This is a genomic window from Pseudoalteromonas sp. S554, assembly GCF_005930865.1.
GTDB lineage: Bacteria > Pseudomonadota > Gammaproteobacteria > Enterobacterales > Alteromonadaceae > Pseudoalteromonas > Pseudoalteromonas marina.
Window position 1 is genome coordinate 13,522 of record NZ_PNDV01000023.1, and the last position, 16,424, is coordinate 29,945.

The window sequence follows — 16,424 nt, forward strand, 5'->3', positions numbered from 1 at the left end:
AACTAACGCCTTTTTTGCTGGAAAGGCAATTAATCACCCGATAAGTGGTTTTAAATTTGGTCCATAGACTTATAAATAGGTTGACGCTCTAGCACCTTTTGTAAATACTTTTTTGTTTCTTCGTATGGAAGGTCTCTAATAAGCTTGTTATAGACCTCTTCAGGCGTCATTTTATTTATTATGTTAGAAGCTTTATTGATATTTCTTGAGTTATCGGTGTTAAAGGCTTTAGCTACGTTCCCTGCACCGGTGTTGTAAGCTGCAATCATGCAATAAAACCGACTTTGCTGATTACTTATTTTAGCCAAATAGCGTGTGTTTAAAAGGTGCATATATGCAACACCTGTTTCAATATTATTCTTTGGGTTGAATAAATACTCCTTGCTCATGATGTTCTTTTTCTTATGTAAAAAAAGATTAACATCAGCTCCTGCACTTATAGGCACAATCTGCATTAAACCAAAGGCGGGGATTGGAGATTCTGCTTGAGTATTAAAGTGACTTTCAGTATGGATAATCGAAAAAAGCAAACTCTCGGGCAACCGCCAATGCTTACTATGCTTACTAACGATATTTTTATAGGGGGCTGCTTTTTTTATAAAACTGCGATGGGCAAGCGGTATGGTGTAGGTGGTAACTCGTTTATTTTTTAGCTTTTCTCTTTGTTGCATCGCGTTAGCTCCTACTTGCGACGCTTTTAAGCTTTTTATACGCTGTGTTTTTTCTGATTCTATTTTTGCTATTTCTGAAGTCAATTTCTTTTTAGCGAGTGAATTTTCGCTATCTAGCTGAACAGGTGATGATACTTGTAAAGACATATCAAACACTTTTTCAACTTGTTGGCGAGCTTCAATAGCTTGCTTATTTATTTTATTAATTTCTTTTTCTATCAATGCTTCAGGCTGTGTAATCACTTCAACCTGCGTTTCAACGGGAGAGATATTTTCTATATTTTTTTTAAGTATCTTAAATGAAGTGCTATTTATTTTGCTCGCTACCACTTCATTAGTATTTAACGCACTTTTTAGAGCGTTACTGATATCTTTTGTAGAAACATGTTCTTGCTCGTTGTGCAAAATGCTAATACTTATCTGGTCATTCTCATAGTCAATAGTGGTTTTTGCTTTGTTATCAGGGCTATAGTAGGTCGTTTGACTAGAAAGCTGAGGATCTGTTTCACCCCACGTGTTAATGAGCTTGTCGCGTATATCATCAAGTTTTTTAAAATGTTTGCGTCTAAAATCTTGATATTCAGATAAGTAGGTTTCTTTCCAGTCGTTAAACTCTTTTAGTTCTTCTGCACTGCCTTCTTTTTCTAAAGCGGCCATTTCTTGCTCTAGCTGCTCAAATGGGTCATTTGTTTGTTGAGCTGAAACTTCCGTTACATTTAGCATTAAGGTGGTAAATAGTGGTACATATAAATTAAGTTTGAATAAACTCATAAAAAAACCTTTATCAACTTTTTGTTAATGTTTGGTACTCAAATCGGGTGAGTAAGGACTCTGCAACAATTTTGCTCTCTAATTCACTGACTGCATAATAGTTGGGCTTTATCTTCGCTCGTAATGATTCAACTTCCTTTTTCAACTCATTAAGGTTATCTGAATAGGTAGCCAAAGAATCCATCGTGTTAATACTTGTTTTTATTGTTGCTAAATACTTCTCTGGTACTTTTACGGAGCCAGGAACTGCGGCGTAGCCAATAAACCCTTTGGATAAAGAAAGAAACATTTTTTCTTTACCAAGATTTTGAGATTCTAGATAATAAGTCAAGTTACGATTGTCAAAGCTGTATTCAAATTCACTTGAATTTTTCTCTAAAATTGTTGATTCGCCCAGTGGGCCCGAGAAAGGTATCTCAGGAGAAAAATCTGAAATACGTGACACTACGGAGTAACCATTAATACGCTTGTCAGAGGTGATGACAGTAAAGATAAACTTTTTTCTAATGTAATAGTAAAACTCAACATCAATATCTATTCGTGACCTTTTTACTGCGTTAGGCTCCCCTAGAAATGTTTTGATGTAAGCGATGCTATTACCTATGTTAACTTTATCTATCTGCTTATACTGAACTTTATGTGTAAAGTTCTCTACGAACGCAGAGTAAGCACTTTTAAGAACATCTTTTGTATCACCCCACTGTCCAATAGAAATCAATATAGCGGCTATCATTAAGATAGAGCTTTGTACTTTTTTCCAGGTTGATGTTTGATTATTATTTTCTGTCATATTTTTACTTATAATAGAAAACTTCACGCATAGTAATTTGGTGAAGTTTTTTGACCGACAACTATGCAATTAATTGGTTAGTTTTTTTATTTCTTGATCTAGGTCGTTTTCGGCTTTTTTGGCTTTGAATTCTTGATACAAAAACTTTTCGTCAGCGGGGTTTATGGTTCGTTGACTTTGTTTAAGAATGTCATTGAATAAGGATTTTGTTTGATTTGGTTCAAGGGCTGTAAGTACACAAAAATGATCTTTTCCAGATATATTAACAATATCCGATTTTATTAGCCTAGAGCCCTGCAATTTTTGCTTGGTTAGTTGCTTTGAAACAGAACTAAAGCTTGTACCAACAGTAGTATCGTCGTTTGCGTCTGTACGATTGCTATATGTTTTTTCAAGCCCTTCAATACGTGTTTCTATTTGTTGTGCTAGCGCTAGACGACTGTTTGCTGTTGCGAGTTTTTTATCAATAGATAAGTTGCCTGAGAACTTCACACAATCTGTCGCGGCAATGCCTTCACTTACATGAGGGTTTAAAACCCAGTCAGGCAGATTTGAAACAGGTGTACTTGCGCTTTTTTCTACAACTGTATTACAGCCAGCAATAACAACAACGGCAACAGATGTTAATAATGTGCGGGATATTTTCATATAGTCACTAACCTTGTAGTTAATTTAGGTGAAAATTTAAGCAGACACTAATTGTATGTTTGTAGAATAGTTTTATTTGTGTAAAGGAGGGAATGAAAAACTGCATTATTTGATTGCCTCCATGCTTAAATCACTAGTTTTAAAGAATAAACCAAATTATTAATAATTAATATAGATTAGTGTTTTTAAATAATTTTTAATACGCACAGGTATTTAAATTCTTTAACAGAAACAACTTTATGTTTTTAAGTACTATACCTAGTTGAAAGTTTAAGAGCGTGCCACTCACGGCGTTTCCCAATATGGGATTTCGCCATAATACTTTATAAAAAAGTCGATAAATGCACGTACTTTTGGTGCAAGCAACCGGGAGCTTGGGTATACAGCCCAAATAGCGGCATTAGAATCCATGGGGTAATCTTTCAGTATTTGAACTAGGGTGCCTTCTTTTAATGCGTTGTGGGCGCACCAAATAGACGAAATCGTAATACCTGCATCATTAATACACGCATCCCTGATCGACTCTCCATTATCAATACGAATACTGCCTTTTATCTTAATTTTTTCAATGCCATTTGGCGTTTTAAAGCTCCAGTAGTCAATCCCAATTAATTTAATACAATTATGGTTGAGAAGGTCCTGTGGTGTTTTTGGTTCTCCGTGTTCTGCTATGTAGCCTGGTGAGGCGCATATAATTCTATGGTCGCGGGCTAACTTTCTGGCTACGAGGGTTGAATCGTTAAGCTCGGCATTTCTGATAGCGATATCAAAACCACCTTCGACCATGTCTACAATACTATCGCTTTGTCTTAAATCCACTTTAAGCTCAGGGTGCTGATCAATAAAAGCTTTAAGTGCGGGCACTATATGCATACGACCAAATGAGGAAGGGGCTGCAACACGAATCGTGCCTTGGGGGGTAAAAGAGCCTGCGCCTACAGCTGCTTTTGCACTATTTATAGCATTTAATATTTCTTCAGCGTGAGGTAAAAACTCTCGGCCTTCTTCAGTTAATGAAACTCGCCTTGTTGTACGGTGAATTAGTTTTACACCAAGCGATTCCTCAAGCTTAATAATATGCATGCTAGCTACTGGTGGCGAAAGACCAAGTTCCGCGCCTGCTGAACTAATATTGTGTGTAGAGGCGACTCGAACGAATAACTTTAGGTGTTCATTGTTCATTATTAAAGCCTATTATTAATTAAATTTTAAAACTAGCTGTTCATTTGAGTGTATTATCATGGGTATCTCTTGTAAATATACTGGCTGTTTAAACTAAACAAGGGGGTACCATAAATGCCAGCAGCATGGCGAAATACTAGCGAAGCTTGCAACAATTATTGATGAAGGGCACCTAGTGCCTGTGTTAGACAATATTGAATTTAACCTCAAGGATGCAGGTAAAGCACTTGATCGTTTAGCAAGCGGTGAGGGCATGGGCAAGGTAGTAATTACAATATAAACTAGTTTTGTTTGAAAAGCCGAGCATCTGTTAAAGGGCTCGGCTTTTGTGATTTAAATAAAATGTTTTTAGGCGCTATACAGTCTGAGACTCGTCATTTGAGTTACGGTCTATTATTTTTGATAGAAATAACGTTGTTACATCCGTTACTTTTATCAGTGCTTCTTTGTCAGCGTGAGTCCAAGAAATTTTTGATCCAATGCTCTCACAACAAATTACTCCGAGCGGTTTGTTATCCTTAAAAAAAATATAATCAAGTAGTGAGTAAATATCGTATGGCTCAAAATAGCTTTTGGTAAAGCCTTTTGTAACTTCGTGATTTCTTGCATCGGGGGCATCAAGTATTTGGTGGCTTAGTATATAGTTAAAGTAATCTGGGTAGTCTTTTGCTGTTAATACTGAGTCAAGAATGACTTCATCGTTCTCATCAAGGCACATTAAGCAATTTATCTCAGAGTATTCTTCATTAAACAGCCATAAGCTGACTCTGTTGGCCGCAGGTATTAATCTTTTTAGTTCTCGGCATGTTTGTTTAAGTTTATGTTCTCTTTTAATGCTCGGATCACTAATTTTTATTGCTAAGTCTTTGAGGTTTTCGTTGTTTGGATTGTAAACATTAAGCAAGCTGTTCAAGCTATCTTTATTAAATGGCTTAGTTAAATAACCGTCCATGCCAATATTTAGGTAATGCTCAATATCTTGTTTCATTGTGTTGGCAGTCATGGCAATGATAGGTATTGATTTACCGTTTTTCAGTGCTCTTATGGCCTTAGTTGCTTCAACTCCATCCATTACTGGCATTTGAATATCCATAAAGATTAAATCAACGTGGTTGTTAACAAAGTAATCAACACACTCTTTACCGTTTTCAGCAAAAATCACTTGAGTGTTGTGCGCTTTTAACATTTTATTGACGACGATTTGATTTATTTTATTATCTTCCGCAACTAAAATTGCACAGCCTTGTAAATCAGTTACTTCTTTGTTTTTCTTTAGCAAACTATCTAAAATCGATGCTTCAAAGCTTTGTTGATAAATAAATGTAGAGCCTTCATTTTCTTGGCTGGTAAAACTGATTTTCCCACCCATTAAATGACTTAACTTATTACAAATGGAAAGGCCTAACCCTGTACCACCAAATTTACGAGAGGTAGATGAATCAGCTTGATGAAATTCTTTAAATAAGTTTGCTTGTGCTGCTTTATTTATCCCTATACCTGTATCTATGACCTTAAATGTTATGTTCTGTGTATTTAAAGAGTGACCTTTTAAGTTAATTATTAAATCAACGTGCCCAGCTTGAGTAAATTTAATTGCATTTGAGCATAGGTTATTTAATATTTGCGATATTCTTAGTGGGTCACCTTTTAATGTTTCAGCCACTTTTTTATCTATTGATACATTAAACTTTATACCTTTATCAGAGGCTTGTTTTTTTAGTGGCTCAATTACACCATTAACAACGTCTTTAAGGTTAAAGTCGATATGTTCAATATCTAATTTTCCAGCTTCTATTTTTGAAAAATCTAAAATATCATTCACTATATTGGATAAAATATTGGCTGAGTTTAGAATACTTTTTAGCGCAATATCTTTTTCACTATTACTGCTGTCAGATAAGCCAAATTCGGCCAAGTTTAAGATACCGTGAAGTGGTGTTCTTAGCTCATGCGACATATTAGCTAAAAATTTACCTTTTAAATTATTGGATGTATCTGCTTCAGCTTTTAGTTTTTCAAGCTCTTGAATATGAGTTTTTTGCTGTTCTAATGCTTTACTTAGTTCTCTGTTTTTTAGCCTTAACTCTAATTGGGCTATGACTTCTTTGCCTAAAATAGTTAACGCACTAATTTGTTTTTTAGTTAATTTTTTAGGTTTATCACTAATTACACATAAAGTACCAATTGTACTGCCTTGCGGTGTGATAAGGGGGGCACCTGCATAAAAGCGAATGTTAGGGTCGTTGGTTACTAATGGATTGTCATGAAAGCGCTCATCAAGCAATGCATTTTGTATTTCAAATACTTGGTCTTGCAAAATAGCATGGGAGCAAAACGCAATATCACGCTCTGTTTCAGTCGCTTCAATACCGTATTTTGATTTAAACCATTGTCTTTGCGGATCGACTAAACTTATAAGTGATATGGGGGTATCACATATATCTGAGGCAAGTTGAGTTAAGTCATCAAATACTTTTTCTGCTTCTGTATCTAATATTTCGTACTCATATAATGCTTTTAATCGAGATTGTTCATCCGCTGGAATTCGCGCTTTCTGCATAGTAATACCTAATGTTTATATTGCGTTACTATAGAAGTAAAGTGAACTGAATGACAACTTTTAACTACAAGTTACAATAAAGAGACAAATATTCGTTAGCTTTATTATAGACAGCCCGCCATTTACAAAAAGTTATTGATTTACATTAAGCTCAATAAAAATAAGTTGGAAGGTTAATTAATCAATTATAAAAATTTAACGGACCTTTATTGGGTATAGTAGCGGTAATCACTGTACCTTTGAAATTAAACCAACCAAACAATTATATATTGTTTATTTTAATGGATTTTAAATATCATTAGATATTTAATTTAGTTTACAGTTTTGGTGTAAACACCTTATTGAGTAGCTTAAGCTGGAAAATCTACTTTAAACTTTCAATTAGCTTTAGCTTACTTTCAAAATTTAGCTTTACATGAATGAAGCGAGCTAGTGTGGCAATTAGTACCAAAGTGCCAATACCTACTTGTGTGAGCCATATTGTTGTGTGGTTATACATTAAAATGCTCACGGCCGCAGTGATGCAAAGCGCAGCCCACAAAATAGAACAGCCTATAAGGTTTAAGCGCCAATAGTTTATTTGATTAATGAGCTGCTGCTTTTTAAAAAGTAGTAAACCATTAACATCTAGGGTGTATGTTTTTATTAGCTTTTTGCGCTGAATAAATGCCCATATTGAAAACCCAATTGGAAGCGGAGTTAAAATTGCATACAACACTTGCTCAGGAGTACTAGTTGCTTCAAAAATTAATGCATAGATACAAAATAAGCTAACAAATGCGCCTGCAACTAAGTCTAACCATGCTTTAATTGATTGTTTTTTTCTTGCCGATGTAATTTGGCTCAGTAGTGCGGCAGTATCCAGTTTTGGAGTCGCACTTTTATAGTCTTTTTGCCATTGTTCTAATAGTGGATCCATAATTATTATTGCTCCATTAGCTTTTGAAGTTGCACACGTGCGCGGCTAGCACGCTTGGCGACGTTCGCTTCGTTTATACCTAGCGTATGTGCTATTTCGGCTTGGTTAAAACCTTCTAATTGAAGAGAAATAACTAGCCTAAATTTTAATGGTAGTCGTCTCATTGCTGTCATTAAATCATACGTGTTATCGCTGTGTTGGTGAGAATTAGTACTAACCAAGTCAAGTAAAGGGTCGCTTAAATTATGACGATCTTGGCGACGTGTTTCTTTTAAAACATGATCGACAGCACGGTTGTGTGCGACCCTAGCAATAAAGGTCTTCATACTTGAATCGCCTCTAAAGTTTTCTACTGCATGCCAAACAGCTAACGATATATCTTGCAGTAGGTCCTCTCTAAGTGCTTGGTCTGCTTCATGTGTTGCAGCAATACGCGCCATTAAAGGTGCGTATTGCAATAGTATCTCATGAATATGATCCCTTTTTTCCACTAGTCTTCCTTGTTTTTGATAAATACACTTCTGTAAGCAATATAGCTTATACACGTGAGTATAGGACCCGTAATAATCGCACTTAATAAAAAAGTATAAGGAGCTAACAATAGACTTAAGAAAGAAATTAGCGCGATTAAACACATTGGTTTAAACGCATAGAAAAAAGCATTTAGGCTACTTTTTAATGCTTGCAGTACATTTTTATCACCAAGTAAAACACAATAGCCTGCAAAACTGACAGGCAGTGTAACAGGAATAACCGAGGCAAAAATAATACCTAGTTGCCATTGGGTAACTTCAGTAGGCTGCGAAAATAAAAGTAAATTTATGCCATCATTTCCTAGTAAAAGCTTTGCTACAAATAACTGAATAAAAAAAGCAGATGCTAAAATTGCTGAAAGCGGAATCATGCTTAGCCAGTTTTTAGCTTTAAAAATCGACTTCAATGAAAATACTTTTTGAGTGGCCAAATGGTGAATGACGATAATAGCGCTGCTGCCTACAAAAGTGGCAGCCCATTTGGAGGCTAGCATGCCATAAGGGGCGGGTAGTATTTGAAAAATACCTTCAATAATTAAAGGAAGCAGTAAAAATAAAAAAAGTTTTACAGGTGCTTGCTTAAAAAGTGAAAAACCGTCTTGAAGCCATTGATTAGCTTTACTAGCGGGTAAACTATGTAGTGGGGTTACTGTTAATGTATTCATAATTACTCTCCTTTTGATTGTTATGTTATTAGTCGATAACAATGAGAATAATCTGACATTTTATTTTTAATTAAAGTAAAAAATTTAAAACACAAAAATAGATTTATAATTAGATTAGCTTACATCACAAGCAGGATGTAAATTAAGCACTTCGGTAACTACTTGACCAAATAGAGCTTGTTCTTGCTTTGACAAATTAATAGTTGGGTCAAATTTCATGATATCCGCGGGTCGTGAAGTAATTATTTCTGAAAAAGTCATTGCTGTTAATACATTGCCAGCATAAGAGGCATGGTTGCCATCATCCATATGTAGTTTTGCATTTGGCATTAACTCTAAAAGCCTGTTCCAAACAAGGCCAATAGGAGCTACGCAGCTAGGTTGTTTAGCGCTTATTGATAAATGTAAGTCGTATACACGCTGGCCTTCTTCAGGGTTGCCTCTTTGTGGATGTTCAGGAAATAAAATAGGTGTGATATTTTGTGCCTTGGCTGATGAAATTAAATGCTCAGCGGCATCAGTAGGGTAAGTTGTTAAACCAGACTGAGAGTATTTTTGGCCTTGAAAAATGGCATGGCTTAGATTTTTGTTTTTAAGTTTGTCTACGTTTGCCCTAATACTCACAATATTATCTAAAAAAGGTCCCGACACTGTGGTTGTTTGAACTGACTTATCTGGGTATTGGTTTTCGATTATATGCTCAATGATCCGCCCTAACTGACTGCTGTGACTATTGCCATAAATAATAATGTTGTAATTACCTTCAATATTGTTTTGTGTAATTGGAGTATGACTGGCACTTGTATTTGATTGCTGAACTTTGGTATTACTGCTGCCTGAACCGCAGGCTGATAAAAAGATTAAAGAAAAAAGCCAAAATTGTTTAGGGGTATTAAAACTTATCATACTAATTTGTACCAATATTGAAAACTACTTACTGATACTAGTAGGTTAATTCTTATGCCACAAGTTCTTGCACGGCTCAAATACCTTAGTGATATTTTGTTTTATGATTTAAACAAAAAGCCCAGCAAAAATGCTGGGCTAAGGTACTTAGGTAATAAAGGTATTATTGCGCTAATTCACCAGTAGCTGACTCTATGTGTGCTCTTACAAACCACTGAAATTGCTCAAGATCGGCAAGTTGGCTTATTAACATATCTTCAGATACTGGGTCTAAATCTGATACCGTTTCGATGGCTTTACGGTGATCGGCATTAATGCCGTTGTACACTTTATCTAACGCGCCTAAATGCTCGGTAACAAGTCCTTTACCTAATGAATATTCGTTCCATGTACGGCGGTCAACAATTGACTTAGGTGTCCCTACTGGTATGCCGCCTAAAGTGGCAATACGCTCGGCTATTGTATCTGTCATTTCGCGCACAGCTTCAACCTGAGGGTCTAGCATTTCATGCACACCTATAAAATTAGGACCAACAACATTCCAATGAATATGTTTTAGTGTTAATTGAAGATCTATAAGTGCAACCATGCGGTTATCTAAGGCTGCGATAGTTTTTTCAGCTGATTCGTTGCTCATACCTGGTGCAGTAAATTTAGCTTGCTTATTTGTATTGCTCATAACTTCTCCTACTTAACTATTTAATATTTTCACGTAGTCCTTTAATGTAATAAATACGTGATAATTGTATGAAGCAATCAATATGCCGAAAGTTAAACTAAATATAATTGTTTTAAATCAGTCGCTTGTGTTTTTGCTTTTGTTTGGTTTTTTATTAATATGAGGTGGTTATGAAAAGTCTGCATCTTTTTGTAAAATTTGCAGACCAAACAGATTTGCTGAAACTAAACTAGAATATTTTTAACGGGTGTATTCATGTGCCTTTAGTAATTCAAGCGGTATTACTTCAAGCGATTTTTTATTAGTGGCCTGCAAGATAACTGGCGGCGCAACGTTTGCTTGTTGCGCATGAAGCCATCTTATTGCGCATAAACACCATTTGTCGCCAGCTTTTAAGCCTTTAAAATCGTAAAGTGGATTGGGCGTTATGAGATCATTACCTTGTGACTTCGAAAACTGTAAAAATTCTTCGGTCATAATTGCACATACACTATGATTACCGCGATCAGAGTCTGGTACATAGCAAAAACCCTCGCGAGTATACCCGCCATTCCCACAGCATAACTGTAACCGGGTATCCAGAACGTTAAATTGATTTGCCATTAGGTGCCTCAAGTCATTATGTTTAATACAGTAAAAATTACTTTATCAGGCGCTAAAAAGTATAGCTACTAAAGTGAGGATGTTTGATTATGGCTTTTTAAAAAAATCGGGGCATTTAAATGAAGGGAGGAGGGGAAAAGTATTATTTGTGCCACAAACTAGTTTCACTAGATCGTGGCACAAGTTAAGTTAAAGTTTGTTAACTATTCGTATTTTCTGGCTTTTTTAGTTTTGATTACTGCAATGTATGCGTGCCAGCTTGCATAGCTAAGTAGTGGCATAATCACAATAAACCCAACAGCCCCAGTTACAAAACCAAGCGCAACCATTAGGAAAATGCATATTGACCAAACAACCATCGGCGCAAAGTTATTTTTAACGGCGTTAATAGATGAGACGATAGCTGTCATTATGTCTACGCGTCTTTCCATCATAATTTGTGGTGTAAATGCAGACACTGAAAAAACAGACACGAGTAAAACGCCACCTGCAATTGTACCAAGCGTTAAAAATGCTGACAGTTCTTCAAATGTTGGGTTAGCGTAGTTAGGGTATAGAGCATGAACAAGGGCGGCAATGCGCATCCACGCAATCATTATTACGAGTAATAATATTGCAAATCCCCACTCTCCAACTGGGTTTCTAAACATCGACTTTAGCGAATGCCTAAAAGTGGGTTTGTGGCCTTTTTCGAGTTCCCATGCTACGTCGTATAGGCCGGCTGCGAAAGCGGGTCCAATTAAAACAAACGCAACAGTGGCGGGTAAAATTACAAATACGCTTTGTGCAAAAAATGCAGAGTAGATAATAGCTGCAGGAATAATACTAAACACTAGGCCATAAATTACAGTAAGTAACGGGGCTCGGGTCATATCTTTAAACGCAAGTGCTAACCAGTGAAAAGCAGCGAACGTATCTACTTTGTTACACTCTATACAGCGAGCAAATTCGGTATTTTTTTCAATTGTTTTTGTTGTAGGCATAAGTGGAGCTCCTCTATAAAGCCTCTATTTAGGTTTAGGTCATAAACGCTTTATTTACAAATATTAAACATACATACGGAGCTAAAATTAAAATTGTTCACTAAATAAACGTTTTATGTTTTTAGAAGGGGGGATTACAAAAGGAAATTTTATAGGAGGATTGCTGAAATCAATATTAATAAAGTACTACTTAACCTGTAGGCAGGTTAAGTAGTTAAATAATGCTCAGCCTAAGCTGATTGCTAGGTATTGTATCTCATCACCATTTATTTGTGGCAAAAAGTAAATATCGTTGTATTTAAAATATTGCTGAGAGTTTATGGTAACTGGCTCAGCTGACGATGGTAGTTCATCGTAAACTTGCCCTAAGCTATAGTCGAAGACGTTGCCAATTTTAATAGCTTTGTTGCGCTGAATTATTGGCGCATCTACCACTTTATAGCCGCCGTTATCGGCAATATAGAAAACGTTCTGATAAGCATAATATGTGGTGTTGCGATGTTTCATACGCGAATAATGTCTAGGAAGTTTTTTAATGCGCAGTCCGCGAGGTGGCATCACAGCGTGATAGCCTTTTTTAGCTTTTCGGTAGTAAATGCCGTCATTAAAGCTAAATGAAATTCCATTAAACCAAATAGAGGTACTTCTTCTTGGCAAGTGCCTTATGTATCTATTTTCTTTGTAATAACGCGGCTTATACCTATTAGTTAGGTAGTTATATTTATGATTGTCGAAACGTAGTTGTTTACGCTTTTCTTGCTGCTTTTTTTGCTTGTTCTTTTCTTTTTTACGGTCTTGGCGCTTTTCATTTTTATTCTCTATGCGTAGTTTTTTTTCATGGCGACGTTCATCGCGCTTATACTCAATGCGTTTAGGGTTTTCGTGCTTATAATTTTTATGAGCTTCTCGCTCGTTGGGCGCTGCAATTGCGCTACTTGAAAGCGCGCTAATGGCAATTATACCCGATAGTAAAAATGTAAGTTTCATAGTGTGCCTCGTTTATGTTGTTACATAACTAGGCTTAGTATTAACCTCTGAAACTGAACATTAACTGACCTATTTAATGTTTGGACGTTCCTTTACATTGCTTTACGTAAGCTAAACAGTTTCTTACTTATTATTACAGTTTTAAACAGGGCGCTTTAAACAATCTATACATGTGATAAAAAAAGAGTGCAGGTTAAAATTAAAGACTAACTTATAAGCCAAGCTATTAAAATTTAAATCATTTTAATAGCTTGTTCATTAGTACTTAGCTGGGGCTAACAAATCTCATCGAGTAGATGCATCACACGCTCGCTGGCTGCTTCCATTTTATGAATATGCTTAATTGCAGATTCTTTATCGCCATTTTGAATTGAGTGCAGAGCCGCAACACCATTTTTATGCACTTCACTATGCGGGTTTTCTAATTGTTTAAATGCATTGGTGTGTTTAAATTCAGCAGACTGCTCTGAACTATACCACTGGCCTAATCGGCACATTGTATGGTCGCTAAAGTCATTAACTGACTTGTTGCTTTGGCCATTTGCTACTGCATAAATGTCACCTTTCCATACAACATGATCTAGTTTAACGGTTTGAATAAACGACAACGTAGCAGCCTGAGAAATCGTATTTTTCATGTTGTTACAAAAATCGATAATTGAAGTGTAATCGGTATTCAGTGCATCAAAATTATCACTTAGGTGCGAACTATTTTCTTTAATACCTTCTACTGATACCACTGTTTCATCTGTTTTGTTAATAATTTCTTTTACTAGGTCGGCCACTTCTTGCGCTGACTTATTCGTGTTTGTTGCTAGCACCCTTACTTCATCTGCTACAACACTAAAGCCTCGGCCAGCTTCACCCGCACGGGCAGCTTCAATAGCAGCGTTAAGTGCTAATAAATTTGTTTGATCTGATATTTTACTAATTGTTGAAACAAACGTACTGATTTTACCGGCCATGCTAGCTAGGCCTGAAATGTTTTCAGTCATGCTTCCCATTTTACTGGTCATTAAATCCATTTCTTTGACAATATGATTTAGCGAGCTATTTGATTTTTCGAGCAGGGTGTTTATCTTATCGCTTACTTTGTTTTCTTCATCAATTTTAGAGTAAGAGCCCAATACGGTTTGTCTTATATCTTCGATTTGAGCAACACCATTTATAGAGCTGGAAAGTAATGAGTGAGTGAAACTATGATCTTCATTATTATTTGGGTTATTTAACTCTTCAATTAGAGAAGTATTTTCATTGATAAGCGTTGTATTTTTATTACGTAAACTCTCAATTTCTTTTTTTAGTTGGTCATTTTCGTTTTTCAATATCGAGTAGGTTGAACTTAAAACAAACATATTTAGACCTTGATTTTTAAAAAATAATTTACATTTAGTTATCATTATAGAGGTAAAATTTTATTGAGCCTATATTTATAATCACTGTTTGTTATTAAAAAGTGACTAAGCGTTTACCTACATTCTCTTATTTGTTTCAGTTAACTCCTTTTTAACTCTCTATATACCCATGTCCTAATAAACAAAGCCACTTTTTATTAATTATAAAGTGGCTTTGTTTGGTTGGACTAACGCATAGTAAGTTGTTGGTTTATTTCATCAAAAATACCGGCGTCGTCTATGGTTGAAGGGATTTGTAGTTCGTCGCCATCAATAAGTTGGCGTAAATTTTTACGTAGTATTTTTCCGGAGCGAGTTTTAGGTAAGCGCTCTACACTAACTATATTTTTTAAACATGCTATGGCGCCAATTTGATTGCGCACTGAGGCAACAAGTGCCTTTTCGACTTCTTCGCTTGACCCTGTAAAGTCATTTTTAAGTACAATCATGCCCATTGGGAGCTGGCCTTTTAGTGGGTCGTTAACACCAAATACAGCGCATTCGGCAACCGCAGGATGAGCCGCTACAATTTCTTCCATTTCGCCGGTAGAAAGTCTGTGGCCTGCAACATTTATAACGTCATCAGTGCGGCCCATTATGAACAAGTAGCCGTCTTCATCTATATATCCGCCATCGCCAGAGAGGTAGTAGCCCTCGTATTCACTTAAATAACTGGCTTTAAATCGGGCTGTGTCTTGCCAAATAGAGGGTAAGCATCCGGGTGGTAAAGGTAGTTTTATAACTACGGCCCCTTGTTCGTTAGCTGCGCATTCATTACCGTCCATGTCGAGTATACGAACATCAAACCCCGGTGTAGGTACGGTTGAACTGCCAGGTTTGGTTGTTAATATTTCTATTCCTACTGGATTACACGCAATGGCCCAACCTGTTTCGGTTTGCCACCAATGATCGAGTACCGGAAGTTGAGTTTTCTCTTTTAGCCAATTGTATGTGGGCGGATCGAGGCGTTCGCCTGCTAAAAATAATCGTTTTAAACTAGAGGTATTATATTTTTTAAAGCCTTCAGCATTAGGATCTTCTTTTTTGATTGCTCTAAATGCTGTGGGGGCACTAAATAAAGCGCTTACTTTATATTCTTCCACTACTCGCCAAAAAGCAGTGGCGTCGGGAGTGCGCACAGGTTTGCCCTCATATAATACGGTTGCACATCGGTACATTAATGGTGCATACACAATATAAGAGTGCCCAACTACCCAGCCAATATCTGAGGCTGCCCAAAATACCTCGCCTGGCTCCATACCGTAAACAGTTTTCATACTGTAGTTCATCGCTACGGCGTGCCCGCCATTTTCACGTACAACACCCTTTGGGGCGCCTGTTGTACCTGAAGTATATAAAATATAAAGTGGATCGTTGCCATTTAAAGGTGTTGGATCTGCCGCCTGTGCGGTTTTCATTGCGTGTGTCCAATCTATATCGCGTTCGTTGACCATATTGGCAGTAACTTGGTCGCGCTGATAAATAATACAGTGATCTATTTTATGATTGGCAAGCTCTATGGCGTCATCAATAAGTGGCTTGTATTCAATGATGCTATCGACCTCTATACCGCAAGAAGCGCTCAGTATGAGTTTAGGTTTTGCATCGTCTATACGAACGGCAAGTTCATGCGCTGCAAACCCACCAAATACTACGGAGTGTATAGCGCCTAAGCGAGCACAAGCTAACATACCAATAACAGCTTGTGGGATCATGGGCATGTAAATCACTACACGATCGCCTTTTTGTACACCAAGTGCTTTTATTACGCCTGCAAATTTAGCGACTTCTTGTTGTAGTTGGGTGTAAGTATAAGTTTGCTTTGTATTGGTAACAGGCGAGTCGTAAATCAGCGCAGTTTGGTCACCAAAGCCTGCAATTACGTGTTGGTCGAGCGCTAGAAAGCTGGTATTTAATTGTCCATCGCTAAACCAATGATAAAGGCCGTCTTTATCCTGTGTATATGCTTGGTTTGGTGTTTTGTACCAGGGGATATTTTTACTTTGTTCTAGCCAAAATTGGGCTGGGTTTTGTTTAAAGCTCGTGTATTGCTGTTTATACAGGCCTGACATAATAGGCTCCTAAAACTAAATATGTATGAGAGACCTTACAAAAGGTAGGCTTTTTTATGTG

Annotated in this window: 16 protein-coding genes; 1 reads left to right on the plus strand and 15 read right to left on the minus strand. The window is 36.7% G+C overall.

The window, feature by feature from the left end:
- Nucleotides 1–50: 50 nt before the first annotated feature.
- From CWB65_RS05960 to CWB65_RS05975, 4 genes are all read right to left on the minus strand, one after another.
- Nucleotides 51–1,442, minus strand: coding sequence for a transglycosylase SLT domain-containing protein (locus CWB65_RS05960; protein WP_138740145.1), 1,392 nt, complete (start codon nt 1,440–1,442; stop codon nt 51–53).
- Nucleotides 1,443–1,455: 13 nt separating this feature from the next.
- Complete coding sequence (locus tag CWB65_RS05965; RefSeq protein WP_138740146.1) at nt 1,456–2,232, minus strand: ETEC_3214 domain-containing protein; 777 nt, start codon at nt 2,230–2,232, stop codon at nt 1,456–1,458.
- 69 nt (nt 2,233–2,301) lie between these two features.
- A complete protein-coding gene (locus tag CWB65_RS05970) occupies nt 2,302–2,880 on the minus strand; it encodes a hypothetical protein (protein ID WP_138740147.1) in 579 nt (192 codons plus the stop codon).
- 285 nt (nt 2,881–3,165) lie between these two features.
- Nucleotides 3,166–4,062, minus strand: a complete 897-nt coding sequence (locus CWB65_RS05975) for a LysR family transcriptional regulator (RefSeq protein WP_138740148.1) — start codon at nt 4,060–4,062, stop codon at nt 3,166–3,168.
- Between the two features lie 133 nt (nt 4,063–4,195).
- Here CWB65_RS05975 and CWB65_RS20040 point away from each other — a divergent pair, with 133 nt between their 5' ends.
- Nucleotides 4,196–4,342: a zinc-binding dehydrogenase gene (locus CWB65_RS20040; protein ID WP_283240431.1), complete on the plus strand. Its 147-nt coding sequence runs from the start codon at nt 4,196–4,198 to the stop codon at nt 4,340–4,342.
- Nucleotides 4,343–4,417: 75 nt separating this feature from the next.
- Here CWB65_RS20040 and CWB65_RS05985 read toward each other — a convergent pair whose 3' ends face one another.
- The 11 genes from CWB65_RS05985 to CWB65_RS06035 form a co-directional block, all read right to left on the minus strand.
- The gene (locus CWB65_RS05985) at nt 4,418–6,622 is read right to left on the minus strand and encodes a response regulator (RefSeq protein WP_138740149.1); all 2,205 of its coding nucleotides are present in this window, start codon (nt 6,620–6,622) and stop codon (nt 4,418–4,420) included.
- Nucleotides 6,623–6,986: 364 nt separating this feature from the next.
- Nucleotides 6,987–7,541: a hypothetical protein gene (locus CWB65_RS05990; protein WP_008128846.1), complete on the minus strand. Its 555-nt coding sequence runs from the start codon at nt 7,539–7,541 to the stop codon at nt 6,987–6,989.
- Between the two features lie 5 nt (nt 7,542–7,546).
- Entirely contained in the window at nt 7,547–8,032 is a 486-nt protein-coding gene (locus CWB65_RS05995; protein ID WP_008128847.1) for an RNA polymerase sigma factor, read from the minus strand.
- Complete coding sequence (locus CWB65_RS06000) at nt 8,032–8,739, minus strand: hypothetical protein (protein WP_010555729.1); 708 nt, start codon at nt 8,737–8,739, stop codon at nt 8,032–8,034. Before CWB65_RS06000 ends, CWB65_RS05995 begins: the two co-directional genes overlap by 1 nt.
- Nucleotides 8,740–8,853: 114 nt before the next feature.
- Nucleotides 8,854–9,645 carry a hypothetical protein gene (locus tag CWB65_RS06005; RefSeq protein WP_138740150.1) on the minus strand — a complete coding sequence of 264 codons (792 nt, stop codon included), beginning with the start codon at nt 9,643–9,645 and terminating at the stop codon, nt 8,854–8,856.
- Between the two features lie 163 nt (nt 9,646–9,808).
- Entirely contained in the window at nt 9,809–10,324 is a 516-nt protein-coding gene (gene dps / locus CWB65_RS06010) for a DNA starvation/stationary phase protection protein Dps (protein ID WP_010555732.1), read from the minus strand.
- A gap of 240 nt (nt 10,325–10,564) precedes the next feature.
- A complete protein-coding gene (locus CWB65_RS06015; protein ID WP_138740151.1) occupies nt 10,565–10,927 on the minus strand; it encodes a DUF2237 family protein in 363 nt (120 codons plus the stop codon).
- Nucleotides 10,928–11,130: 203 nt separating this feature from the next.
- The gene (locus tag CWB65_RS06020) at nt 11,131–11,910 is read right to left on the minus strand and encodes a DUF2189 domain-containing protein (protein ID WP_006791813.1); all 780 of its coding nucleotides are present in this window, start codon (nt 11,908–11,910) and stop codon (nt 11,131–11,133) included.
- 225 nt (nt 11,911–12,135) lie between these two features.
- Nucleotides 12,136–12,897, minus strand: a complete 762-nt coding sequence (locus CWB65_RS06025; RefSeq protein WP_138740152.1) for a DUF6515 family protein — start codon at nt 12,895–12,897, stop codon at nt 12,136–12,138.
- A 275-nt stretch (nt 12,898–13,172) separates the two neighbouring features.
- Nucleotides 13,173–14,252: a methyl-accepting chemotaxis protein gene (locus tag CWB65_RS06030; protein ID WP_008128866.1), complete on the minus strand. Its 1,080-nt coding sequence runs from the start codon at nt 14,250–14,252 to the stop codon at nt 13,173–13,175.
- Between the two features lie 227 nt (nt 14,253–14,479).
- Entirely contained in the window at nt 14,480–16,363 is a 1,884-nt protein-coding gene (locus CWB65_RS06035; RefSeq protein WP_138740153.1) for a propionyl-CoA synthetase, read from the minus strand.
- Between the last annotated feature and the right edge of the window lie 61 nt (nt 16,364–16,424).